This is a genomic window from Cupriavidus plantarum, assembly GCF_905397285.1.
Taxonomy (GTDB): domain Bacteria; phylum Pseudomonadota; class Gammaproteobacteria; order Burkholderiales; family Burkholderiaceae; genus Cupriavidus; species Cupriavidus plantarum.
The window spans coordinates 1,248,052-1,271,148 of the sequence record NZ_CAJPUX010000001.1; the positions used below are offsets into that span (position 1 = coordinate 1,248,052).

Below are 23,097 nucleotides of genomic sequence, written 5' to 3' on the forward strand. Positions count from 1 at the left end.
GCGTGGAGGAAGTCCTCCATACGAGGCTGGCGTAGAATCTGCCGAATACTTCAAACGAGGGGAGCCGAGACAAATGACGGAGTTTGTGACCACGACAGTGCGGGGCGGTGTCGGATACCTGACATTGCAGCGGCCTCAGGCCCTCAATGCGCTGTCGCTGGAGATGATTCGCGCGATGACCGGAGCGCTGGACCGATGGGCCGCCGATCCCGCCGTGCATGCCGTGATCGTTGCCGGCGCCGGCGGCAAGGCGTTCAGCGCGGGCGGCGATATCCGCTGGTTCCATCGCGCTCATCACGAAGGCGACCCGCTGCTGCACCAGTTCTTCGTCGAGGAGTACGCGCTCAATTTCCGGATCCATCGCTATCCCAAGCCCTACATCGCGCTGATGGACGGCGTGGTGATGGGCGGCGGCATGGGCATCTCCCAGGGCGCGCGCCGGCGCATCGTGACGGACCGCACGAAGATGGCGATGCCCGAGACGAATATCGGCCTGTTCCCCGACGTGGGCGGTGGCTGGTTCCTGGCGCGCACGCCGGGCCGCCTCGGCGAATATCTCGGGCTGACGGGTGTGGTCATCCACGCGGCCGATGCGCTGTATGCGGGCCTCGCCGACCTCTATCTGCCCGCGAACGCGCTGGCTGAACTCGTGGCCTCCCTGCATGCCGCGACGTTCGACTCCGGCGATGCGGTGCTGGCGCATGTCGACACCTTTGCACGTTCGCACGCCGACGCATGCCAGCCGCGCGACAGCGAGCTGGCGAAACTGTACGATCCGATCGATCGGTTGTTCGCGGGCGCCACCGTGGAGGCGATCCTCCATGCGGTGAGCGATGCGTCGGCGGACGCGGCGGGAAACGCGCCAGCCGACTGGGCCGCGCAAACCGCCGCGATGCTGCGCAGCCGCTCGCCGCTGATGCTGTGCGTGACGCTCGAACAGATTCGCCGCGCGCGCGACATGTCGCTGGAGGACGAACTGCGCATGGAGCTCGGCATGATGCACGAGGTCTTTGCGCGGGGCGATGGTGTGGAAGGCATCCGTGCCCTCGCGATCGACAAGGACCACAAGCCCAGGTGGAACCCGTCGCGTCTCGACGACGTGTCCGCCGCGCGCGTGCGCGCATTCTTCGACAGTCCGTGGCGTAGCGAAGATCATCCGCTCGCCGCGCTCGGCCGTTGATGTCCACGCACGGATGTCCGCTTAACCGACCCCCGTTCCGTAACAACCTGACAACCGTACCAGCTGTCTTTATCGTCGAAAGGAAACGCAATGAGCAATCCTCGTGATGTCGCCGTGGTCGTGGGTAGTCTGCGCAAGGAATCCCTGAACCGTAAGCTGGCGCACGCGCTTGCCGCGCTGGCGCCGCCGCAGCTGAAGCTCGAGATCGTCGAGATCGGCCAGCTCTCGCACTACAACCAGGACGACGACACCGATACGCCGCCGGCCGCCTGGCAGGCCTTCCGCGATCGCATCAAACGCAGCGATGCGGTGCTGTTCATTACGCCCGAGTACAACCGCTCGGTGCCGGGCGTGCTCAAGAACGCGATCGACATCGGCTCGCGTCCGTATGGCAAGAGCGCGTGGGACGGCAAGCCGGGCGGCGTCATCAGCCTGTCGCCGGGCGCGATCGGCGGTTTCGGCGCCAACCACCATCTGCGCCAGTCGCTCGTGTTCCTGAACATCCCCGTGCTGCAGCAGCCCGAGGCTTATATCGGCGGCGGCGACAAGCTGTTCGACGACAAGGGCGGCATCGCCAACGACGGCACGCGCGGCTTCCTTGAGAAGTACCTGACGACCTTCGCCACCTGGATCGAACGCAACGCCGCGCGTTAAGTCACGAGGGCGCGCGTCACAAGGGCACGAGTCGTCTGGAACACCGGGTCAGTCCTGTCCTACATCCGCTCGCGGGCGGGACCCGACATCCGTGGGGCATGCGTCTTTCTATAGTGGAGTCACTGGGATCACATCCCTTCCACGACAGAAAGGAGAAGATCATGCCTTATATCCTCGCCTGGCTGCTTGGCGTTCCGGCCTTCGTTCTCGTACTCATCTGGCTGTTCATGCACTGACATGCATGGCAGGTGGAGAAGACAGAAGAACACGAGAAAGGCGCCCCTCACGGGGCGCTTTTCTTCTTGTAGCGGTCCGATCACACCCGCGAGTCCGTCGGCGGCTCCCTTGGCGTTCCTCTATACTGCGGGGTTTCGCCGATTTCGCTTCACATGACAGCCAACCCCCGCCGCATCTCGGTCGCGCCGATGATGGACTGGACCGACCGCCATTGCCGCACGTTCCACCGCGCGTTGAGCCAGCACACATGGCTCTATACCGAAATGGTGACGACGGGCGCGCTGCTGCATGGCGACGTGGCGCGGCACCTCGACTTCGCTGCGGCCGAGCAGCCCGTGGCGTTGCAGCTCGGCGGTAGCGAGCCGGCCGATCTCGCGCAGGCGGCGAAGCTTGGCGAGCAGTGGGGTTATGCGGAGATCAACCTCAATTGCGGTTGCCCGTCCGAGCGCGTGCAGCGCGGGGCATTCGGCGCGTGCCTGATGGCCGAGCCGCAACTGGTGGCGGATTGCGTGAAGGCGATGCGCGATGTGGTGTCGGTGCCCGTCACCGTGAAGCATCGCATCGGCATCGACACGATCGAGCATTATGGCTTCGTGCGCGACTTTGTCGGCACCATTGCCGAGGCCGGATGCGAGACCTTTATCGTCCACGCGCGCAACGCGGTCCTCAAGGGGCTGAGTCCGAAGGAGAATCGCGAGATTCCGCCGCTGCGCTATGAAGTCGCCTACGAACTCAAGCGCGAGTTTCCGCAACTCGAGATCCTCATCAACGGTGGCATCGTCACGTACGACGAAGTCGCCGCGCATCTGCAACATGTGGATGGCGTGATGATCGGGCGTGAGGCGTATCACCAGCCATACTTCCTCGCCGAGATGGATCAGCGGTTCTACGGCGCCGATACACCGGTCAAGACACGACACGACGCCGAACTCGCGATGCAGGAGTATGTGGCCAAGTTTGTCGAGCAGGGCGGTTACATGGGTGCCGTCACGCGGCACATGCTGGGCCTGCATCGTGGCATCCATGGCGGGCGGGGTTGGCGACGCGTGCTGTCCGACGCGCGCCGGATGCACGCGGCGCGTACGCGTGGGGCCGTCGTCGCGCTATTCGAAGAGGCGCGGTCGCACCTGCGGCCGGACTGGCTCGAAGCTGCCTGATCCTCTTTGCGCGGCCTACTACCCGGTGCGGAAATCGAGGAAAGCTTCTAAAAGCGAACGATCGTGCTGGAAACGCAGGCGGGGCGTCGCCCCAAGGGCCGCAACAGCCGCAAAGCCGCGCCAGCAAAGGGATTCCCCTAATTCGCCCCGGCCGTCACAAGTTCTTAAACTGACTGTGCCCTCGAATACAGGGCTTTCTTCAACTGATTATTAGCCCGCCGAGCGCGGGCTTCTTTTTTTCACGATTTCCCGACTATCCGTTTACCCGAATGGTGGGCGACGCGCCTTGCGGCTACATTGAATGGGCCTTCAGGGCAATTGAGATCGCTTAAATTCAGAGTCCGCTGCGGCGGGCTCTTTTTTTTGTCGTGACCCATGTCCCCAAAAAAAAAGCAGGCGACGCTTCTGAGAAGGTCGCCTGACGGGAATGTCGAGGGGGGTCAATGTCCCTCAGCGCGAAGTATCTCTCACGTCGCAGTCTCCCTTGAACCCTGCGTTGGTAGGGGCGACGGCGTTAGGTTTTTTTCTTATTTCGAGCGGGCCATTTTCGGTCCGCCGCTTGGAGCGTGCTATTCCACTGTGCGGTGCACAAGGCGTGATACGATCTGCGCCAGTGCCGCGACAGACGGCATGACGAATGACATCGAAATCAAGAAGGGCGTTGGGAAATGGACGACGACGTTTCGTTCGGCATCGAGTTCGAAGGCTACCGCCTGATCTGGGTGGCGGAACAGCTTCAGGACGGCAAATGGACCGCGCGCTACTGCTGGCATCGCGGAACGTCGGAGGCTGCCGCCAAAGCGCTGCAGCAGGACGTGCTCAACGGCAAGTCCAAACGACTGCTCGGCCTGTTCGAGACCGAGGAGGACACCATCGCCGCCATCAAGGAAGCCGTGCTCCTCGAAGCGAAGTGGCAGGGCGGCTGAGCCCGTCCGCGCGGGCTCAGCAGGAACTTCGAATTTTTTTGTGCGGAGTACTAGCCATCGCCCCAAGATCCTTGTAGAATCTCGTTCTTCGCTGATCGAGCAATACCTGAGCAGCGAAGCAAGTTGTATCGACGGTGGCTGTAGCTCAGTTGGTAGAGTCCAGGATTGTGATTCCTGTCGTCGTGGGTTCGAGTCCCATCAGCCACCCCAAAAGATTCCGTAAAAAAGCCGCCCCAGGGCGGCTTTTTTATTGCGCTCGATTTTTAAGTCCTTCACCCTTTCACATCCCGCGGGTCATGGCCGAACGAATTGCGCTCACGGATCTTGCCGTGTCGGTCGTGGATAAACAACTCCACCTTGTCGCGCTTCGCCTTCTCCGTGCCGGCGGCAATCGCTTCTTCCTGAGAGGGGTAATGCGAGGTGGCACCGTCGGTGCCCTCGACTTCCACTGCCCAGCCGTTCCGCTCCGTGGGTACCACATGGACGTTCGCTGCCATGGCGCGTCTCCCTTTTCGAATTAGACGGGAACAGTCTCGCGCGGAGTGCCGCGCTGATGGTATCGGCGTCGGTCCTACATCGGCGTCGGTCACGAGTTTCGCTCGAACGTGCGGCAACGCACCAAACGTTACGACTCGGGCCGTCAGCATTGCCTAGCATTTCTGAGATTTCAGATCTGTAATGATTCTTTTTCCCCCTTCGAACAAGCGAGACATATCGTGATAACACCAATGGGGTACGAGGAGTACGCAGCGCTGAAAACGTTTCGGGAGGTAATTCCCGCGAGCGTGCTTGGCGAGATCAATGCGGCGATCGATGCATCGTTCGGCCCGGAGCCGACGCGTGTCGAGCCGCGGCTGGTGGGGGAGATCCTGCGCAAGGTCGATGCGTTTCGACAGATGGAGGAGATGGTGTGCGCGGCGACCCTTCGGTTCGCGCGCAAGATGAGCCAGAAGCCGCTCGAGGAGCGGCCGCATCATGTGCTGCGGTGTGTGAGCATCGACAACAGTCGGGATGGCCACTGCCGACACTTCGATTCGCATCTGCTGACGCTGCTCGTGCCGCTGCAATTAGCCGCGCCCGACTCGTTCTTCAACGGCGACCTCGTCACGTACGGCAAGATTCGCCGCAATGTATCGACCCTCGACAACGTGTTCTGCAAGATCCGGCACGGGCTGCAGCGTAACCTGCCGTTCGAGGTCCGCAAGCAGCTGACCGTGCATGACCTGCGGCGCGGCAACTGCGAGCGCATTAGCGTGGAGCCAGGAAGTGTCTACGTGTTCAACGGCTTTGCGCTCAAGCACGCGAACCTCCACGTGGAGGCTGGCCAGCGGCGCTCGCTGCTGATCCACTATTACGATCCTGGCTTCTCCATGGGGCTGAGCAAGGCGCTGCGCTTCTCCCGCAAACTGCGCGACCGCCTGCAGGGGAACATGACCGGCATGACTTGAGGCCATGAACCGGCCGAAAAAAAACCGGCACTCGGCGGGGTCGTCAAGTCCCGGTTCTGCGCAGCCGCGCGAGAATGTGCGCGGCCGTAGCGACGCACGATAGAGAATTAAATCACACCCAGCACAGTGTTAAACGGTTTCTTAATTACACGTTGTGAGCCTGCAACTGCATTTTCTACAAGGAAAATTGTGCGGTGCAATGCACGGCTCAAGCGGCGAGCTTGCCCGGCAGGTCGTCCAACTCGAGCATTCGGCAGATGGCCGCCATGCTGCCCACCATCGTGCGACGCTGCGCGCCCTGATAGACGCGAACGCCCTTGGTTTGCCGGAATGGCACCGGCTTGACCGGGCGACGGGCGGCGATGGTATTGATTTGCGGCATGGCTACACCTCGTGATTTTGAGACAGCAAGGGTCCGCACCCATCGTTCGGGAGAACGGGGCGACAGGGCAAAAACAACGATGCAAATGAACCTAGGACGCTAGGGTTCCGCAGGTTGCGCGCGCCGGCATGAGCCAGGAAAGCCTGGCGGCCGGAGCGGCGCGCGCGGGGCGGAGGTCAAAAGCCGGACGATCGGATCAATCCCACGGCGATGCCCTCCAGAGAAAACTCTTCACGGCCGGACTCGACCACGATATTCGGATAATCCGGGTTCTCCGCGATCAGTTCGATACTGCCGCCGCGGCGCTGCAGACGCTTCACGGTGACGTCTTCCCCTAATCGCGCCACGACAATCTTGCCGTTGGGCGCTTCGCTCGCGCGCTTCACCGCGAGCAGATCTCCATCGAGAATGCCGGCGTCGCGCATGCTGAGGCCGCGCACGCGCAGCAGATAGTCGGGCCGTTCGTCGAACACCGACGCATCCACCTGATACTGGCGATCGATATGCTCGGCCGCGAGAATCGGGCTGCCCGCGGCCACGCGGCCCACCAGCGGTAAAGTCAGTTGCAGCACGCCCGCCATCGGCAGCGAGAACTGATCGGACATTTCCGAATCGCTGCGCGCCACCTTGAGGCGAATGCCGCGCGACGCGCCGGGGGTCAGCTCGATGACGCCCTTACGTGCCAGGGCGCGCAGATGTTCCTCCGCGGAGTTGGGCGATGAAAAACCAAACTCGGCCGCGATCTCGGCGCGCGTGGGCGGAAAGCCGGTGCTGCGGATCGCGTTGCGGATCAAATCGAAGATCTGCTGCTGCCGCGGGGTCAGGGTTGCCATGTCGAGTGCCTAGTCCTTTCAGCGATATTCTTTGTGTTCTGCTTGTTGCTTTTCTTTTGGGTACTTCGTGTTCCGGGTGCGCAGGGCACTGTACGTTTAAACAGTATGCTGTGATTTTATACAGTATCGTGTGAAGTGCAAGCACAATCTTGTACCCGCTACAATCGGCCTCCCACCGACCCGGTCCTCACCGCCACGCCAATGCCCGCCGCGTCCCATCCCGCCCAGATTCCCGCTCAGCTTCCCCGCGTCGTCGTCCTCGCCACCGGCGGCACCATCGCCGGCTCCGCCGGCAGCGCCGCCAGCAGCGCCCATTACCAGGCCGCCACCGTTCCGGTCGGCGCGCTGCTGCAGGCCGTGCCGCCGCTGCAGGGCGTCGCGCGTGTGGAAGCCGAGCAGGTGGCGCAGATCGACAGCAAGGACATGAGCTTCGCGCTGTGGTCCGCGCTGGCCGCGCGCATCGCCTACTGGACCGCCCAGCCCGACGTCGCGGGTATCGTCATTACGCACGGTACTGACACGCTGGAAGAGACGGCGATGTTCCTGCATCTGACGCAGCCGTGTCCGATTCCCGTGGTGTTGACCGCGGCGATGCGCCCCTCGACGTCGCTGTCCGCCGACGGTCCGCTGAACCTGCTGGACGCGGTGCGCGTGGCCGCGCATGCGGACGCGCGGGGGAAGGGCGTGCTCGTGGTCATCAACCAGCAGATCCATGCCGGCCGCGACGCGACCAAGGCGCATACGTCGGCGGTCAATGCCTTCGTTTCCCCGTCCGGCGGCCCGCTCGGCTTCGTGCAGGACGATTACGTGCGCTTCCAGCGCGCGCCGCTCCCGGCCATCGCGCCCCTGCCCGTGCCGTCGGCGTGGCCGATGGTGGAAATCGTGGGAAGCTATGCGGAACCCAGCCGCGTGGTGGTGGACGCGCTGGCGGCGGCGGGCGTGCGCGGTATCGTGGTGGCCGCGGCCGGCAACGGCTCGGTGCACGAGGTCCTCGGCGGCGCGCTGGCCGACGCCGCGCGGCAGGGCGTGGCCGTGGTGCGCGCGTCGCGCACGGGTGCCGGGCACGTGGCGTTGCCCGCGTCGGCGCGCGCCGCCGTCGGGGGGTTCCTCTCGGCGCTGGATCTCAATCCGTACAAGGCGCGCGTCCTGCTGTTGCTGCTCCTGGCCGCCGATCCGTCGCTCGGCGCCGACCCGGTGCGCCTGCAGGCCCGCCTGGCGGCATTTTGACCGCGGGCCCGGGGGCGGTTGAGTACGCGAGCTAAAACGCGGGCCTTGCAGGGAAGTGAAGGCTCGGGCTATACTCGCGGGCTACCCACCCTTGCCGCACCGGACGTGACGCCCGGGTGGCTACATCCAAAAGGAGCGTCAATGCGTCATTACGAAATCGTCTTTATCGTCCACCCGGACCAGAGCGAACAGGTCCCGGCGATGATCGAGCGCTACAAGCAGCTCGTGACCTCGCAAAACGGTCAAGTTCATCGCGTGGAAGACTGGGGCCGCCGTCAGATGGCCTACATGATCCAGAAGCTGGCCAAGGCTCACTACGTTTGCCTGAACATCGAATGCGGCAAGGACACCCTGGCCGAGCTCGAGCACGCCTTCAAGTTCAATGACGCCGTGCTGCGTCACCTGATCGTGCAGACCAAGAAGGCTGAAACCGCTCCTTCGCCGATGATGAAGGAAGTGCAGCGCGAAGAAGCCCGCAAGGCCGCGCAAACGACCACGGAAGGCCAGGCCGCCTGAGTGCGGACTGCGGTGCCAGCGGAAGGGCGGGCGCGGTGAACCAGATCCGGTTATCCGCGACGCTCGTCGAACGCGACGTCCTTCGCTACACGCCAGCCGGCGTCCCCGTCGTCAACTGCATCCTGCAGCATGCCGGCGAGGTCGTGGAAGCGGCAACGCCGCGGCAGGTGGAGTTCGCGATCGCCGCGATGGGAATCGGCCCGGTGGGCAGGCAACTGGAGCGCATGCCGCTCGGTACGCTGCTCGACTGCGAAGGCTTCCTGGCGCGCAAGCACCGCAACAGCAAGACGCTGGTCTTTCACATCATTGGATGTACGGCATTCGAAGAGAGTGCATTCGAAAAGGATTGAATCATGGCATTCGTCAAACGTGACAACAAGAACAAGAAGCGCTTCCAGCAACAGAACCCGCTGTTCAAGCGCAAGCGCTTCTGCCGCTTCACCGTGGCAGGTGTGGAACAGATCGACTACAAGGATCTGGACACGCTGAAGGACTTCATCGGCGACAACGGCAAGATCACGCCGGCTCGCCTGACCGGTACCAAGGCGCACTATCAGCGTCAGCTCGACACGGCCATCAAGCGCGCGCGTTTCCTCGCGCTGCTGCCGTACACCGACCTGCACAAGAACTGATCGTCCCCAGGACCGCAAGGAGAAATACACGATGCAAGTCATTCTGCTGGAAAAAGTCATCAACCTGGGCAACCTCGGTGACATCGTTCGCGTCAAGGACGGTTACGCACGTAACTTCCTGATCCCGTCGAAGAAGGCCCGCCGCGCCACCGACACCGCAATCGCCGAATTCGAAGCGAAGCGCGCCGAGCTGGAAAAGGCCGCTGCCGAGAAGCTGGCCGCCGCGCAAGCCGAAGGCGAGAAGCTGAACGGCCTGACCGTTCAACTGACCCAGAAGTCGGGTGTGGACGGCCGTCTGTTCGGTTCCGTGACCAACGCCGACATCGCCGAAGCACTGGGTACCCAGGGCTTCAAGGTCGAGAAGGCGCAAGTGCGTCTGCCGAACGGCCCGCTGAAGGTCGTGGGCGACCACCCGGTGACCGTCTCGCTGCACACCGATGTGGTGGTGGACGTGACCGTGTCGGTGCTGGGCGAGCACGTCTAAGCATTGTCCGGAGCGGCCGCGTCACGGCGCGGCCGATCGATAAAAAAGGCAGGGGCCAGGCTCCTGCCTTTTTTGTTTTTGCGCCCGTTATAATCCCACCCCATGAACGCGCCCGCCGCCGATCCCCAACTCGACAGTCTCAAGGTTCCTCCGCATTCGATCGAAGCCGAACAATCGGTTCTCGGTGGCCTGCTGCTGGACAACGCCGCATGGGACCGCATCGCGGACTTCCTGTCGGAATCCGACTTCTACCGATTCGACCATCGCGTCATCTTCCAGAGCATCGCGCGCCTGATCGCCGCGACCAAGCCCGCGGACGTGATTACCGTCTACGAGATGCTGCAGGTGGCCGGCAAGGCCGAGGAAGTCGGCGGCCTGGCGTATCTGAATTCGCTGGCGCAGAACACGCCGAGCGCGGCCAATATCCGGCGCTACGCGGAAATCGTCCGCGAACGCTCGGTGCTGCGCAAGCTCGTGACCGTGGCCGACGATATCGCGTCGGCGGCGTTCGCGCCCAAGGGCCGCGAAGTCCGCGAGCTGCTCGACGAGGCGGAATCGAAGGTCTTCGCGATCGCCGAAGAAGGCTCGCGCGGCCAGCAGGGTTTCCAGGAAATCCAGCCGCTGCTGACGCAGGTGGTCGAGCGGATCGACGAGCTCTATCACCGCGACTCGACGTCCGACGTCACGGGTGTGCCGACGGGCTTCATCGATCTCGACCGCATGACCAGCGGCATGCAGGCGGGCGACCTGATCATCGTGGCCGGCCGCCCCTCGATGGGCAAGACCGCGTTCTCGCTGAATATCGGCGAGCACGTCGCCGTGGAGCAGGGCCTGCCCGTGGCGGTGTTCTCGATGGAAATGGCGGGCACGCAGCTGGCCATGCGTATGCTCGGCTCGGTGGGCCGGCTGGACCAGCACCGGTTGCGGACGGGTCGTCTGCTCGACGAGGACTGGCCGCGCCTGACCCATGCGATCCAGCGCATGAACGATGCGCAGCTGTTCATCGACGAGACGCCCGCGCTGAATCCCATGGAACTGCGCGCGCGCTCGCGCCGTCTGGCGCGGCAATGCGGCCAGCTGGGCCTGATCATCATCGACTACCTCCAGCTGATGTCCGGCTCGGGCGGCGGCGAGAACCGCGCGACCGAAATCTCGGAGATCTCGCGTTCGCTGAAGGGGCTGGCCAAGGAACTCAACTGTCCGGTCATCGCGCTGTCCCAGCTGAACCGAAGCCTGGAACAGCGGCCGAACAAGCGCCCCGTGATGTCCGATCTGCGGGAATCGGGCGCTATCGAACAGGATGCCGACGTGATCCTGTTCATCTACCGGGACGAGGTGTATAACCCGGATTCGCAGGACAAGGGAACGGCCGAGATCATCATCGGCAAGCAGCGTAACGGTCCCATCGGCACCGTGCGCCTGACCTTCCTGGGTCAGTTCACCAAGTTCGACAACTTCTCTGGCGGCCCGGCGTTTTTCGATAACGACACCTGAGCCCTTCCAAACCTGTAAAATATTGCGTTTTTATGACAGCCGCTCCGACGCGGCTGTCATGCCATCGCACGCAACAAGGACATTTCATGTTCGGCCGATTCATGCCCACCGAGGGCAAGTTCTTCGAATACTTCAACCAGCACGCGGATTGCGCGGTCACGGCGGCCCACGAGCTCGAGGCGCTCGTCAACGACCTGCCCAACGCCGAGGCCCATGCGCGGCGCGTGCAGGCCACCGAGAAGAAGGCGGACCGCATCACCCACGATACCGTGGACCTGCTGCACAAGACGTTCATCACGCCGCTCGACCGGGACGAGATCCACAAGCTCATCACGACCATGGACGACATCCTCGACCTGATGGAAGACGTGGCCGAGACGATCTCGCTGTACGACGTGACCACCATCACCGACGAGGCCCGCCGCCTTGCGGCGATCTGCGTGCAGTGCTGCGATCAGGTCAAGATCGCGGTGGCGCTGCTCGAGGACATGGGTAACGCCAGCACGATCCTCAAGACCGCCCAGCAGATCGATCAGCTCGAGTCCGAGGCGGACCGCGTGATGCGCTCGGCCATGTCGAAGCTCTTCCGCGAGGAAACCGACGTCAAGCGCCTGATCAAGCTGAAGGCGATCTACGAGCAGCTCGAGTCGATCACCGACAAGTGCGAGGACGTGGCCAACATCATCGAAGGCATCGTCCTGGAAAACGCATAAGGCGCCGCACCGCATGCAAACCATTCAAATGAGCTTGTGGGTGATCGGCTTGCTGGTCGCGCTCGCGTTGCTGTTCGACTTCATGAACGGCTTCCACGATGCGGCCAACTCGATCGCGACGGTCGTCTCCACCGGCGTGCTCAAGCCGCACCACGCGGTGGCCATGGCAGCCATGTGCAATGTTGTGGCCATCTTCATCTTCCACCTGAAGGTAGCGGCCACGGTCGGCACGGGCACGATCGACGTCCATATCGTTGACCACTACGTGGTGTTCGGCGCGCTGGTCGGGGCCATCGTGTGGAACCTGATCACGTGGTACTACGGCATTCCGTCGTCATCCTCGCACGCGCTGATCGGCGGGCTGGTTGGCGCCGCGGTGGCGAAGGCCGGTACCGGCGCGCTGGTCGGCGGCGGTCTGTTGAAGACCGTGGCATTCATCCTGATCTCGCCGCTGCTGGGTTTCCTGCTCGGTTCGCTGATGATGGTCATCGTCGGCTGGACGTTCTTCCGTACGCCGCCGTCGCGCGTGGACCGCTGGTTCCGCCGTCTGCAGCTGGTGTCGGCATCGCTGTACAGCCTCGGCCACGGCGGTAACGACGCGCAGAAGACCATCGGCATCATCTGGATGCTGCTCATCGCTAGCGGCCACGTGGCCGCCGGCGGCGGCGAGCCGCCTGCCTGGGTGATCGTGAGCTGCTATGTGGCGATCGGCATGGGCACGCTGTTCGGCGGCTGGCGGATCGTGCGGACGATGGGTCAGAAGATCACGAAGCTGAAGCCCGTCGGCGGTTTCTGCGCGGAGACCGGTGGCGCGATGACGCTGTTCATCGCTTCGGCGCTGGGCGTGCCGGTGTCGACGACTCATACCATCACCGGCGCCATCGTCGGCGTAGGGTCGGCGCAGAAGATGTCCGCGGTGCGCTGGGGCGTGGCGGGCAACATCGTCTGGGCATGGGTGCTGACGATCCCCGCGTCGGCGTTCATGGCCGCCATCGCATGGTGGATCGGCAAACACATCCTCTGAGGATTACTGCTTGTTGGCGAAGGCCGCGATCGGATCGTCGGCCTCGTCGTTGACGGGCGGCGGCGTAGCCGGTCCCGGGGTGGCCGGCACGGGTATGGTTGGGGCAGGCTGGATCGAAGGCCCCGGCTCCGGCGCCCCGAGGCTGTTGGCCGCCACCACGCGACGCGCGCCGTTGTAGCGCGATGCCCAGTAGGACTTGCCCATGTCCTCCAGCCGGACCGTGCCCCCCGTGGCGGGCGCGTGCACGAACCGGTTCTGTCCCACATAGATCCCCACATGAGAATTGGCGCGGCCCGTCGTGTTGAAGAACACGAGGTCGCCGGACGCGACTTCGCTGCGATCCAGCGACGTGCCGCGCGTGCCCATCTGCTCGGTCGTGCGGGGGAGCGTCACGCGGGCGGCGCGCTGCACGACATAGCGCACGAGGCCGCTGCAATCGAATCCGGAGTCGGGCGTATTGCCGCCGTAACGGTAGGGGGTGCCGACCAGCGACATCGCCTGGATCGAGATTTCCTCGAGTCCGGCGGTAGGGTCGTTCATGGGCTTGCCAGGCGCGCGCGGTACGGACCCGTGGCGCGTCGGCGCGGGACCGGCGCAGGCCGCCAGCAGCAGGGCGGCCGCCAGGACGGCGGGTAGAAGAGAGCGGGAACGGACCGGGGAGTGGATCTCGGGGATTTCCCGGATCTCGCCGATCTCGCGGATCTCGCGGAACTCGCGGATCTCGGACGGGGTCTTGTTATCGCGCTGCGGCATCGTCGTCAATTGTGCCGGCAGCGCATCGACCCATTGGCGCCGGGGCCAATGACGCCGCGCGCGTTACCAGCGCAGCTGGGCGTTGCGAGTGCCGGTACTGATCTTCATGGTCTTGGGCTGACCCTTGTAACTGGCCTCGATATTGTAACTGCCTTCCGGCGCACGTATCAGGCAGCGCGGGCCGCCCGCCTTGAACGTCGCGACCTCCTGACCGTCGTCCATCGTCAGCCTGACATCCACGTCGGAAAGATATTCGCCGCTCGGGCCCTGCGTGAACAGGATGCCCATGTTGAAGCTTTTCTCCTGAGCCGCCAGCCGCGTGCGTTCGTCCTCCGCGACACCGCCGCAGACGTAGCTGACCGGACCCATCGTGCGGACGACCATCTCGTCGGCCGCGCGGGCGTCACGCCAGGTGAGGGCGCAGGCCACGACGGTGCCGAGCACGGCCGCGATTGCGATACGGCGGCGCCGCGCGGCGCGCGCGCTATGCGAAAACAGCGTGCGGCTGCCCGGCAGATACTGGTTGAATGGCTCCTGCTTGTGCATCGACGCCTCCCGGGAATCTTTTTGATTACACTTGGGCATCCTATCCGGAACAAACCGACTTGGCTGTCGGCAAACGGCCTACGCCGTTTGCCGGACAGCGCCCCGGGTTTACAGCACGTCGGCGGCGTGGTCGGCCAGCCGCGAGCGTTCGCCGCGAGCCAGCGTGACATGCCCGCTGTGGCTCCATCCCTTGAAGCGATCCACCACGTAGGTCAGGCCCGACGAGCCTTCCGTCAGGTATGGCGTGTCGATCTGCGCGATATTGCCGAGGCAGACGATCTTCGTACCCGGACCCGCGCGCGTGACGAGCGTCTTCATCTGCTTCGGCGTCAGGTTCTGCGCCTCGTCGATGATCACGAACTTGTTCACGAACGTGCGGCCGCGCATGAAGTTCATGCTCTTGACCTTGATGCGCGAGCGAATCAGCTCCTGCGTGGCCGCGCGGCCCCATTCACCGGCGCTGTCGTCGCTCTTCTGCAGGACTTCGAGGTTGTCGTCGAAGGCACCCATCCACGGCTGCATCTTCTCTTCCTCGGTACCGGGCAGGAAGCCGATATCCTCGCCGACGGGCACCGTCGCGCGCGTGACGATGATCTCGTTGTATAGCTTCTGGTCGAGCACCTGCTCCAGGCCCGAGGCGAGCGCGAGTAGCGTCTTGCCCGTACCGGCCTGCCCCAGCAGCGTGACGAAGTCGATGTCCGGGCTCATCAGCAGGTTCAGCGCGAAGTTCTGCTCGCGGTTTCGCGCGGTCACGCTCCACACGTTGTTCTTGTTGTGCGTGTAGTCCTTGAGGGTCTGCAGCAGCGCCGTCTTGCCGTTGATCTCCTTGACCTGCGCATACAGCGGCAGGCTGCCGTCCATCGGCTCCAGGTAGACGAACTGGTTCACGAGGAACGACGGCACGAGCGGGCCGGTCAGGCGATAGAACATCGCGCCGGACTTCGGATCCTGCCAGCTCTCCACGCCCTTGCCATGCCGTGCCCAGAAGTCATTGGGCAGTTGCATCACGCCCGCGTAGAGCAGGTCCTTGTCTTCCAGAACCTGGTCGTTGAAGTAGTCCTCCGCCGGCAGGCCGAGCGCGCGCGCCTTGATGCGCATGTTGATGTCCTTGGACACCAGCACGACCTGACGTTCGGGATGTTGTTGCTGCAGCGCGCTGACCACGCCGAGAATCTGGTTGTCCGCCTTGCCCTGCGGCAGGCCTTCCGGCAGCTTGATGTCGTTGAGCGTGGTCTGGAAGAACAGCTTGCCCGCGGCGTCCCGGTTGCCGAGCTTGGCGAGCGGCAGGCCTTCGTCGAGCACGCCGTCCGTGCCGCCGACCAGCGCGTCGAGCGTGCGGCTGACGGTCCGCGCGTTGCGCGCGACTTCGCTCATCCCCTTCTTGTGGTTGTCCAGTTCCTCGAGCGTCATCATCGGTAGATAGATGTCGTGCTCTTCGAAGCGGAATAGCGAGCTGGGGTCGTGCATCAGCACGTTGGTGTCGAGCACGAACAGCTTGCTCGGGCCCTCCAGCTTGCGCGCGCGCCGCGTCGGGCCGGTAGCCGGCTTGACGAGGCTGACGGGCGCGGCCGGCGTGGTGGAGGGCGGCGCCACCGGTGCATCCGTGGTGCGTGCACGCGACGTCGTGCCGGCGCGCGCGCGGGTCGCGGGCGCCTTGTTGTCCGCGGTCGGCGCGGTCTCCGCCGACCTGGTACCCGTGTTGCCGGTCTCGAGCAGCGCTACGCGCTCGAGCACCGGCACCGGTTTTTTACCCTGCGTCGCGGCTTTGGCCTTGGGCAATGTGACCGGAGCGAACTCGCTCGGGTCCAGCAGTTGGGCAGGCTTGGCGGGCATGGTAGGCAGCGGCATGCTTGGCTTTCCTTTCAGGGACGACGGCGGGGGGATGATGAGGACAACAAAAAAGCCGCCATACCTGCATGACAGGAAGGGCGGCTTTCGTGGTGTCCCGGGGGGCGACGCGTGATGGTCCGTGACACGGCAGGTCTGCCTCCGGCCCTTGGCGCTAGGCGCCTTGGCCAGTCAGCTGAAACGGCGTGGCAACTGTGATCGGAACGCATTACGGGCCAATGTATCCGAACGATTTCGGTTTGGCAATCGTCCCCGTTGCGAACTACATACCCTTGACGATTTCCAACACCTCGTCGACGTGGTTGGGTACCTTGATGCCCCGCATCTCGTGGCGCAGGACGCCCTTGCCATCGAGGATGAAAGTGCTGCGCTCGATCCCGCGCACGTCCTTGCCATACATCTTTTTCATCTTGATGACGTCGAACGTATTGCAGATCGCCTCGTCGCCGTCGGAGATCAGCTCGAAGGGCAGGTCCAGCTTGGTCTTGAAGTTCTCGTGCGACTTCAGGCTGTCGCGGGAGATGCCGAAGACCGCCACGCCGGCGGCCTCGAATGCCTCGTACTGGTCGCGGAAGTTCATCGCTTCCGTCGTGCAGCCCGGGGTGTTGTCCTTGGGGTAGAAATAGAGCACCACGGTCTTGCCGCGCTGGTCGGCCAGGCGGAACTCGCCGCCGGTGGCGGGCGCCTGGAAATCGGGTACGGCCTTGTTGAGGCTCACTGTCATGCTGAGGGCTCCTGGTTGGCTCTTTGTTCGGCTCTTGCCATGGCGTGTGCAGATTGGGGCGGCTCGCCTGACTTCAAGCGTGCGGCGTGCTCAACTTGGCAAAAATTCTGCCGTCAACAACCTCGGCGGAACTAGGCAGGGTCCAGCAACAGCACGGCGGCGACCTTGCGGCCTTCCGCCATGAGGATATTGTAGGTGCGGCATGCGGCCTGCATGTCCATGGCCTCCACCCCGATGCGGCGCCGGGCGAGCGCGGCGGTCAGGCGGGGATGCGGAAAGCGCAGGCGGTTGCCGGTGCCAAGCAGCACCACTTCGGCGCCCTTGTCGGCCAGCGCTTCGAAGTGCTCGGGCGCGAGGTCCTCGAACCGGTCGACGGGCCAGGTCTCGATCTCGCCCTCGGGCATGACCAGCAGGGAGCGCTCGTGGCGGACGGCATTGATCTCGATATAGCCGGGGCCGTAGGCGGTCACGGTATTGAGGCTTTGGGGGGAGTCGGCGTGGAGTTTCAAGGGTACGTGGCAGGATTGTGCGCGCTACCGCGTCATATGGGCGTCATACGGCGGTCGCAGTGCAGGAATCCATACAGAAGTCTGTCATAATCCGATAAATTATAGCTTTTGCCTCCCTGTCTGCCACGTTCGCGTCGCACCGTCCGCTCAGCGGTGCCTCAGCCGACATTCCCATCGCCGCCGTGAAACCCATCCAGAAATCGAACAAGCTCCAGAACGTCTGCTACGACATCCGTGGTCCGGTGCTCGAGAAGGCCAAGCAGATGGAAGAAGAGGGTCACAAGATCATCAAGCTGAATATCGGCAACCTGGCCGTGTTCGGATTCGATGCGCCGGAAGAAATCCAGCAGGACATGATGCGCAACCTGCCGAACTCGGCGGGCTACTCGGATTCGAAGGGAATTTTCGCCGCGCGCAAGGCGATCATGCACTACACGCAGGAAAAGAAGATCCAGGGCGTGGGGCTCGATGACATCTACGTGGGCAATGGCGCGTCCGAGCTCATCGTGATGTCGATGAACGCGCTGCTCAACAGCGGCGACGAGGTGCTCGTGCCCGCGCCCGACTATCCGCTGTGGACCGCCGCGGTCAGCCTGTCGGGCGGCACGCCGGTGCACTACGTGTGCGACGAGGCCAACGAGTGGATGCCGGACCTCGACGACATCCGCCGCAAGATCACGCCGAACACCAAGGCGATCGTGATCATCAACCCGAACAACCCGACGGGCGCGCTGTACTCGGACGAGTTACTGAAGGCGGTGGTCGGCATCGCGCGCGAACACGGGCTGATCATTTTCGCCGACGAGATCTACGACAAGGTGCTGTACGACGGCCAGACGCACACGTCGATCGGCTCGCTGTCCACGGACGTGCTGACCGTCACGTTCAACGGCCTGTCGAAGAACTACCGCTCGTGCGGTTATCGGGCCGGCTGGATGGTGGTGTCCGGCGACAAGCGTCCCGCGCTCGACTATATCGAGGGCCTGAACATGCTGTCGTCGATGCGCCTGTGCGCGAACGTGCCGGGCCAATGGGCGATCCAGACCGCGCTTGGCGGCTACCAGAGCATCAACGACCTGGTGGCCGAGGGCGGCCGGCTGCGCCGGCAGCGTGACCTGGCGCATTCGCTGATCACCGCGATTCCCGGCGTGACCTGCGTCAAGCCGAAGGCCGCCCTGTACCTGTTCCCGAAACTGGATCCGGAGATGTACCCGATTCAGGACGATCAGGAATTCATCTACGAACTGCTCCAGGAATCCAAGGTGCTGCTCGTGCAGGGCACGGGCTTCAACTGGGAGCGTCCGGACCATTTCCGGATCGTGTTCCTGCCGCATGAGGAAGACCTGCGCGAGGCGATCGGCCGCGTGGGACGCTTCCTCGAAAATTATCGCAAACGCCACGGCACGGCCTGAGCCGGCTTTTCCAGCCCTCAGCCGCGCCATCGATTTCCCGCATCAAGCAACGAGAGTCAGACGTCCATGAATCCCATCAAAGTAGGCCTGCTCGGCATCGGTACCGTCGGTAGCGGCACGTTCAACGTGCTCAAGCGCAATCAGGAAGAAATTCGTCGCCGCGCGGGCCGCGGCATCGAGATTGCGATGGTGGCGGACCTCAACACCGAGCGCGCGCGCGAGCTGACCGGTGGGGAAGTGGAGGTCGTGGCCGATGCCAATGACGTAGTGACGCGTCCGGACATCGACATCGTCGTCGAGCTGATCGGCGGCTACGGCATCGCGCGCGAGCTCGTGCTCAAGGCGATCGAGAACGGCAAGCACGTGGTGACCGCCAACAAGGCGCTGCTGGCCGTGCATGGCAACGAGATCTTCGAAGCCGCGCGCCGCAAGGGCGTGATCGTCGCGTTCGAGGCCGCGGTGGCCGGCGGCATCCCGATCATCAAGGCGCTGCGCGAAGGCCTGACGGCCAACCGCATCCAGTGGATCGCCGGCATCATCAACGGCACCACGAACTTCATCCTGTCGGAAATGCGCGAGAAGGGCCTCGACTTCGACGTCGTGCTCAAGGAAGCGCAGCAGCTCGGCTATGCCGAAGCCGATCCGACCTTCGACATCGAGGGCGTGGATGCCGCGCACAAGGTCACGCTGATGAGCGCGATCGCGTTCGGCATGCCCGTGCAGTTCGACAAGGCGCACGTGGAAGGCATCACGAAGCTGTCGGCGGTCGACATCAGGTACGCCGAGGAACTCGGCTATCGCATCAAGCTGCTCGGTATCACGCGCCGTCGGGAAGAGGGCGTGGAGCTGCGCGTGCATCCGACGCTCGTGCCGGCCTCGCGTCTGATCGCGAACGTGGAAGGCGCGATGAACGCGGTACTCGTGCAGGCGGATGCCGTAGGCACGACGCTGTACTACGGCAAGGGTGCCGGTGCCGAGCCGACCGCGTCGGCCGTGATCGCGGACCTCGTGGACGTGACCCGCCTGCATACGGCCGATCCGAACCATCGCGTGCCGCATCTGGCTTTCCAGCCGGACGAATTGTCGACCGTGCCGGTGCTGCCGATCGAGGAAGTCACGAGCTCGTACTATCTGCGCATGCGTGTGTCCGACGAAACCGGCGTGCTGGCCGAGATCACGCGCATCCTGGCCGAAACAGGGATCTCGATCGATGCGATGCTGCAGAAGGAATCGCGCGTGGGCGAGCCGCAGACCGACATCATCATCCTCACGCACCTGACGCGCGAGAAGCAGATCAACGCGGCCATCGGGCGCATCGAGTCGCTCGCCACCGTGTTGTCGCCGGTGACGCGCCTGCGCATGGAAGAACTGAACTGACGCTGTATCGAACATGAACTATCAGTCGACGCGCGGCCATGACGTGCCGCAAACGTTTTCCGAGATCCTGCTGGGCGGCCTCGCGCCGGACGGCGGGCTCTATCTGCCGAAGCAATACCCGCAGGTCACCGCCGACGAACTCGAAGCCTGGCGCAAGCTGCCGTATGCCGATCTGGCTTACGAGGTGCTGCGCAAGTTCTGCGACGACATTCCGGAAGACGATCTGCGCGCGCTGACGCGCAAGACCTATCGCGCCGAGGTGTATGGCAATGCGCGGGCCGGCGACAACACCGCCGACATCACGCCGCTGCGCACGCTGGGCGAGGAGGGCGGTACGAAGCTGCAGCTGCTCGGGCTGTCCAACGGGCCGACGCTCGCGTTCAAGGACATGGCCATGCAACTGCTTGGCAACCTGTTCGAGTATGCGCTGGCGCGGGCGGGCAAGGAGCTGAACATCCTTGGAGCGACGTCGGGCGACACCGGTAGCGCCGCGGAATATGCGATGCGCGGCAAGCGCGGGATTCGCGTGTTCATGCTGAGCCCGCATCGCAAGATGAGCGCGTTCCAGACGGCGCAGATGTTCAGCCTGCAGGACCCGAACATCTTCAACCTCGCGGTGGAAGGCGTCTTCGACGATTGCCAGGACATCGTCAAGGCGGTGTCGAACGACCTCGACTACAAGGCGCGCCAGCGCATCGGTACGGTCAATTCCATCAACTGGGCACGGGTGGTGGCGCAGGTCGTCTACTACTTCAAGGGCTGGCTGCTGGCGACTGACGGTCCCGGTCAGAAGGTCTCGTTCTGCGTGCCGTCGGGCAACTTCGGCAACGTTTGCGCCGGGCATATCGCGCGCATGATGGGGCTGCCGATCGACAAGCTCGTGGTCGCGACCAACGAGAACGACGTGCTCGACGAGTTCTTCCGCACGGGGACGTATCGCGTGCGCAAGTCGGCGGAGACGTATCACACGTCCAGCCCGAGCATGGATATCTCGAAGGCCTCGAACTTCGAGCGCTTCGTGTTCGATCTGCTTGGGCAGGATGCGGGCAAGCTCGCGGCGTTGTTCCGCGATGTGGATACCAAGGGTGGATTCGATCTGTCGGGCACGCCCGAGTTCGCGCGGATTCGCGAGTTCGGGTTCGTGTCGGGCCGCAGCACGCACGACGACCGCGTGGCGACGATTCGCGGCGTCAGCGAGCGGTACGGCATCACGATCGACACGCATACGGCGGATGGCGTGAAGGTGGCGCGCGAGCATCTGACCGCCGGGGTGCCGATGGTAGTGCTGGAAACCGCGCTGCCGGCCAAATTCGCCGACACGATCCGCGAGGCGCTGGGACACGAGCCGGAGCGCCCGGCGGCGTTCGAGGGGATCGAGAAGCTGCCTCAGCGGTTCGAGGTGATGCCGAACGATGCGGCGCAGGTGAAGGCGTATATCGCGAAGCATACGGGACTGTAAGCGCGATGCGAACCGGCGGGACACCAATGTCCCGCCAACTCGCTACAATCGGGTCTGCTGCCGTTTCGCATCCCTAACGATGACTCAATCCCCCCGTCCCCCGATGCTCACGCTGGTGCAGGCGCTCGATGCGCTGATGGCCGGCGCGCGGCAGGTTTCCGATGTCGAGACCATCGACACGCTCGTGGCCAATGGGCGGGTGTTGGCGGCGCCCGTCACCAGCGCGCTGCGGGTGCCGCCCGCCGATAACACGGCGATGGACGGCTACGCGGTGCGCGCCGCCGATGTGACGGCGCCCGGCGTGCGCCTCCCCGTGTCGCAGCGGATTCCCGCGGGCCACGTGGGCACGGCGCTCGCGGCCGGTACCGCGGCGCGGATCTTCACCGGCGGCCTGATACCGCCCGGCGCCGATGCCGTCATCATGCAGGAACAGTGCGAAGCGGACGGCGATGCCGTCGTGATTCGTCATGTGCCGCGCGCGGGAGAATGGGTCCGGCGCGCCGGCGAGGATATCGAAGCCGGCAGCGTGATCCTGCCCGCTGGCACGCGGCTGACGCCGCAGGCCGTGGGACTGGCCGCTTCGGTGGGACAGGCCACGCTCGACGTGACCCGTCGCGCGCGCGTGGCCGTGTTCTTCACGGGCGACGAACTCGCGATGCCGGGCGAGCCGCTCAAGCCCGGCGCGATCTACAACTCCAATCGCTACACGTTGCGTGGCCTGCTCGAGAACCTCGGCTGCGAGGTGACCGATCTCGGCATCGTGCCCGATACGCTCGACGCCACGCGCGATGCGCTGCGCCGTGCCGCGGCGGGCAACGACGTCATCATCACGTCGGGCGGCGTCTCCGTCGGCGAAGAGGACCACGTGCGTCCGGCCGTGCAGGCGGAAGGCCGGCTCGACCTCTGGCAGATCGCGATCAAACCCGGCAAGCCGCTCGCGTTCGGCGCGGTCGGCGAGACCTTCTTCCTCGGTCTGCCAGGCAACCCTGTGTCGAGCTTCGTCACGTTCCTGCTGTTCGTGAGACCGTTCCTGCTGCGCCTGCAGGGCGTGCGGGACGTAGCCATGCGCCGCCTGCCGCTACGCGCGGACTTCGACCTGCCCAAGGGCGACCGGCGCAACGAGTTCCTGCGCGCGCGACTCAATGCCGAAGGCGGGCTCGAACTGTTCCCCAACCAGAGCTCGGGCGTGCTGACGTCCACGGTGTGGGGCGATGGGCTTATCGACAATCCGCCCGACCATCCGATCCGCCGCGGCGACGTCGTGCCCTTCATCCCGTTCCAGGGCTTGCTGGACTGAACACCATGGACATCGAGCTTCGTTTCTTCGCGAGCGTGAGAGAGCAGGTGGGCACCGGCGCGGAGCGTGCGAGCGTGCCCGCGGAGGTCAATACCGTCGGCGCGTTACGCGCGTGGCTCCGCGCGCGCGGCGGCCAATGGGAAGAGGCACTCGCCGAAGGCCGCGCGTTGCGCATGGCCGTCGATCATGCGGTGGCCCGCGCCGACACGCCGCTGGCGCCCGGCTGCGAGGTCGCGTTCTTTCCGCCCGTGACGGGAGGCTGACC

General features: G+C 64.3%; 26 protein-coding genes and 1 tRNA gene. 19 read left to right on the forward strand and 8 right to left on the reverse strand.

Features of this window, described 5'->3' with window-relative positions; genetic code table 11:
• The first annotated feature begins 73 nt into the window (after nucleotides 1-73).
• The 5 genes from KHP16_RS05780 (at nucleotide 74) to KHP16_RS05800 (ending at nucleotide 4,364) form a co-directional block, all read left to right on the forward strand.
• On the forward strand, nucleotides 74-1,180 hold the full coding sequence (locus tag KHP16_RS05780) for an enoyl-CoA hydratase/isomerase family protein (RefSeq protein ID WP_211959730.1): 1,107 nt from the start codon (nucleotides 74-76) through the stop codon (nucleotides 1,178-1,180).
• Nucleotides 1,181-1,270: 90 nt separating this feature from the next.
• Nucleotides 1,271-1,834 (forward strand): NADPH-dependent FMN reductase, encoded by a 564-nt coding sequence (locus KHP16_RS05785; RefSeq protein WP_109581379.1) that lies wholly within the window; start codon nucleotides 1,271-1,273, stop codon nucleotides 1,832-1,834.
• A gap of 389 nt (nucleotides 1,835-2,223) precedes the next feature.
• On the forward strand, nucleotides 2,224-3,228 hold the full coding sequence (gene dusA, locus KHP16_RS05790; protein WP_211959731.1) for a tRNA dihydrouridine(20/20a) synthase DusA: 1,005 nt from the start codon (nucleotides 2,224-2,226) through the stop codon (nucleotides 3,226-3,228).
• A 668-nt stretch (nucleotides 3,229-3,896) separates the two neighbouring features.
• Nucleotides 3,897-4,154 (forward strand): hypothetical protein, encoded by a 258-nt coding sequence (locus tag KHP16_RS05795; RefSeq protein WP_109581339.1) that lies wholly within the window; start codon nucleotides 3,897-3,899, stop codon nucleotides 4,152-4,154.
• Nucleotides 4,155-4,288: 134 nt separating this feature from the next.
• Nucleotides 4,289-4,364 (forward strand) — tRNA-His (locus KHP16_RS05800).
• A 62-nt stretch (nucleotides 4,365-4,426) separates the two neighbouring features.
• Here KHP16_RS05800 and KHP16_RS05805 read toward each other — a convergent pair.
• Complete coding sequence (locus KHP16_RS05805) at nucleotides 4,427-4,651, reverse strand: DUF2188 domain-containing protein (protein WP_109581338.1); 225 nt, start codon at nucleotides 4,649-4,651, stop codon at nucleotides 4,427-4,429.
• Nucleotides 4,652-4,870: 219 nt separating this feature from the next.
• Here KHP16_RS05805 and KHP16_RS05810 point away from each other — a divergent pair, with 219 nt between their 5' ends.
• Nucleotides 4,871-5,602, forward strand: a complete 732-nt coding sequence (locus KHP16_RS05810; protein ID WP_244214421.1) for a hypothetical protein — start codon at nucleotides 4,871-4,873, stop codon at nucleotides 5,600-5,602.
• Nucleotides 5,603-5,810: 208 nt separating this feature from the next.
• Here the strand turns inward: KHP16_RS05810 and KHP16_RS05815 are convergent, their stop codons facing one another.
• Together KHP16_RS05815 and lexA are read right to left on the reverse strand one after the other, a co-directional pair.
• Nucleotides 5,811-5,984, reverse strand: coding sequence for a hypothetical protein (locus tag KHP16_RS05815; RefSeq protein WP_167468374.1), 174 nt, complete (start codon nucleotides 5,982-5,984; stop codon nucleotides 5,811-5,813).
• 176 nt (nucleotides 5,985-6,160) lie between these two features.
• Nucleotides 6,161-6,817 carry a transcriptional repressor LexA gene (gene lexA, locus KHP16_RS05820; RefSeq protein ID WP_115952143.1) on the reverse strand — a complete coding sequence of 219 codons (657 nt, stop codon included), beginning with the start codon at nucleotides 6,815-6,817 and terminating at the stop codon, nucleotides 6,161-6,163.
• Between the two features lie 201 nt (nucleotides 6,818-7,018).
• Between lexA and KHP16_RS05825 the strand changes: the two genes are divergently transcribed.
• The 8 genes from KHP16_RS05825 (at nucleotide 7,019) to KHP16_RS05860 (ending at nucleotide 12,907) form a co-directional block, all read left to right on the forward strand.
• Nucleotides 7,019-8,044 carry an asparaginase gene (locus KHP16_RS05825; RefSeq protein WP_109581335.1) on the forward strand — a complete coding sequence of 342 codons (1,026 nt, stop codon included), beginning with the start codon at nucleotides 7,019-7,021 and terminating at the stop codon, nucleotides 8,042-8,044.
• Nucleotides 8,045-8,185: 141 nt separating this feature from the next.
• Entirely contained in the window at nucleotides 8,186-8,560 is a 375-nt protein-coding gene (rpsF, locus tag KHP16_RS05830) for a 30S ribosomal protein S6 (protein WP_061958219.1), read from the forward strand.
• A gap of 35 nt (nucleotides 8,561-8,595) precedes the next feature.
• On the forward strand, nucleotides 8,596-8,910 hold the full coding sequence (gene priB / locus KHP16_RS05835; RefSeq protein ID WP_109581334.1) for a primosomal replication protein N: 315 nt from the start codon (nucleotides 8,596-8,598) through the stop codon (nucleotides 8,908-8,910).
• A gap of 3 nt (nucleotides 8,911-8,913) precedes the next feature.
• Nucleotides 8,914-9,192 (forward strand): 30S ribosomal protein S18, encoded by a 279-nt coding sequence (gene rpsR, locus KHP16_RS05840; protein WP_006575387.1) that lies wholly within the window; start codon nucleotides 8,914-8,916, stop codon nucleotides 9,190-9,192.
• A 31-nt stretch (nucleotides 9,193-9,223) separates the two neighbouring features.
• Nucleotides 9,224-9,676, forward strand: coding sequence for a 50S ribosomal protein L9 (gene rplI / locus KHP16_RS05845; protein ID WP_109581333.1), 453 nt, complete (start codon nucleotides 9,224-9,226; stop codon nucleotides 9,674-9,676).
• 102 nt (nucleotides 9,677-9,778) lie between these two features.
• Nucleotides 9,779-11,170, forward strand: a complete 1,392-nt coding sequence (locus KHP16_RS05850) for a replicative DNA helicase (protein ID WP_109581332.1) — start codon at nucleotides 9,779-9,781, stop codon at nucleotides 11,168-11,170.
• An 86-nt stretch (nucleotides 11,171-11,256) separates the two neighbouring features.
• Nucleotides 11,257-11,883 (forward strand): DUF47 domain-containing protein, encoded by a 627-nt coding sequence (locus tag KHP16_RS05855; RefSeq protein WP_109581331.1) that lies wholly within the window; start codon nucleotides 11,257-11,259, stop codon nucleotides 11,881-11,883.
• Between the two features lie 13 nt (nucleotides 11,884-11,896).
• Nucleotides 11,897-12,907, forward strand: coding sequence for an inorganic phosphate transporter (locus KHP16_RS05860; RefSeq protein WP_109581330.1), 1,011 nt, complete (start codon nucleotides 11,897-11,899; stop codon nucleotides 12,905-12,907).
• Between the two features lie 3 nt (nucleotides 12,908-12,910).
• On the opposite strand, the gene KHP16_RS05865 is transcribed toward KHP16_RS05860, so the two are convergent.
• The 5 genes from KHP16_RS05865 to KHP16_RS05885 all read right to left on the reverse strand — a co-directional run bounded on the left by KHP16_RS05865 (nucleotide 12,911) and on the right by KHP16_RS05885 (nucleotide 17,287).
• Nucleotides 12,911-13,582: a C40 family peptidase gene (locus KHP16_RS05865; RefSeq protein ID WP_211959988.1), complete on the reverse strand. Its 672-nt coding sequence runs from the start codon at nucleotides 13,580-13,582 to the stop codon at nucleotides 12,911-12,913.
• Nucleotides 13,583-13,723: 141 nt separating this feature from the next.
• A complete protein-coding gene (locus KHP16_RS05870; protein WP_109581329.1) occupies nucleotides 13,724-14,206 on the reverse strand; it encodes a hypothetical protein in 483 nt (160 codons plus the stop codon).
• A gap of 108 nt (nucleotides 14,207-14,314) precedes the next feature.
• On the reverse strand, nucleotides 14,315-16,054 hold the full coding sequence (locus KHP16_RS05875; protein WP_211959732.1) for a PhoH family protein: 1,740 nt from the start codon (nucleotides 16,052-16,054) through the stop codon (nucleotides 14,315-14,317).
• 262 nt (nucleotides 16,055-16,316) lie between these two features.
• Nucleotides 16,317-16,778 (reverse strand): peroxiredoxin, encoded by a 462-nt coding sequence (locus KHP16_RS05880; protein WP_109581327.1) that lies wholly within the window; start codon nucleotides 16,776-16,778, stop codon nucleotides 16,317-16,319.
• A 131-nt stretch (nucleotides 16,779-16,909) separates the two neighbouring features.
• Nucleotides 16,910-17,287 (reverse strand): Mth938-like domain-containing protein, encoded by a 378-nt coding sequence (locus KHP16_RS05885; protein WP_115952146.1) that lies wholly within the window; start codon nucleotides 17,285-17,287, stop codon nucleotides 16,910-16,912.
• A gap of 182 nt (nucleotides 17,288-17,469) precedes the next feature.
• On the opposite strand from KHP16_RS05885, the gene KHP16_RS05890 reads away from it, so the two are divergent.
• The 5 genes from KHP16_RS05890 (at nucleotide 17,470) to moaD (ending at nucleotide 23,095) form a co-directional block, all read left to right on the forward strand.
• On the forward strand, nucleotides 17,470-18,699 hold the full coding sequence (locus tag KHP16_RS05890; protein ID WP_109581325.1) for a pyridoxal phosphate-dependent aminotransferase: 1,230 nt from the start codon (nucleotides 17,470-17,472) through the stop codon (nucleotides 18,697-18,699).
• Nucleotides 18,700-18,765: 66 nt separating this feature from the next.
• Complete coding sequence (locus KHP16_RS05895; protein ID WP_211959733.1) at nucleotides 18,766-20,076, forward strand: homoserine dehydrogenase; 1,311 nt, start codon at nucleotides 18,766-18,768, stop codon at nucleotides 20,074-20,076.
• Nucleotides 20,077-20,089: 13 nt separating this feature from the next.
• Entirely contained in the window at nucleotides 20,090-21,535 is a 1,446-nt protein-coding gene (thrC, locus tag KHP16_RS05900) for a threonine synthase (protein WP_109581323.1), read from the forward strand.
• Between the two features lie 103 nt (nucleotides 21,536-21,638).
• Entirely contained in the window at nucleotides 21,639-22,832 is a 1,194-nt protein-coding gene (locus KHP16_RS05905; RefSeq protein ID WP_211959989.1) for a molybdopterin molybdotransferase MoeA, read from the forward strand.
• Between the two features lie 5 nt (nucleotides 22,833-22,837).
• A complete protein-coding gene (moaD, locus tag KHP16_RS05910) occupies nucleotides 22,838-23,095 on the forward strand; it encodes a molybdopterin converting factor subunit 1 (RefSeq protein ID WP_115952148.1) in 258 nt (85 codons plus the stop codon).
• Nucleotides 23,096-23,097: the final 2 nt, after the last annotated feature.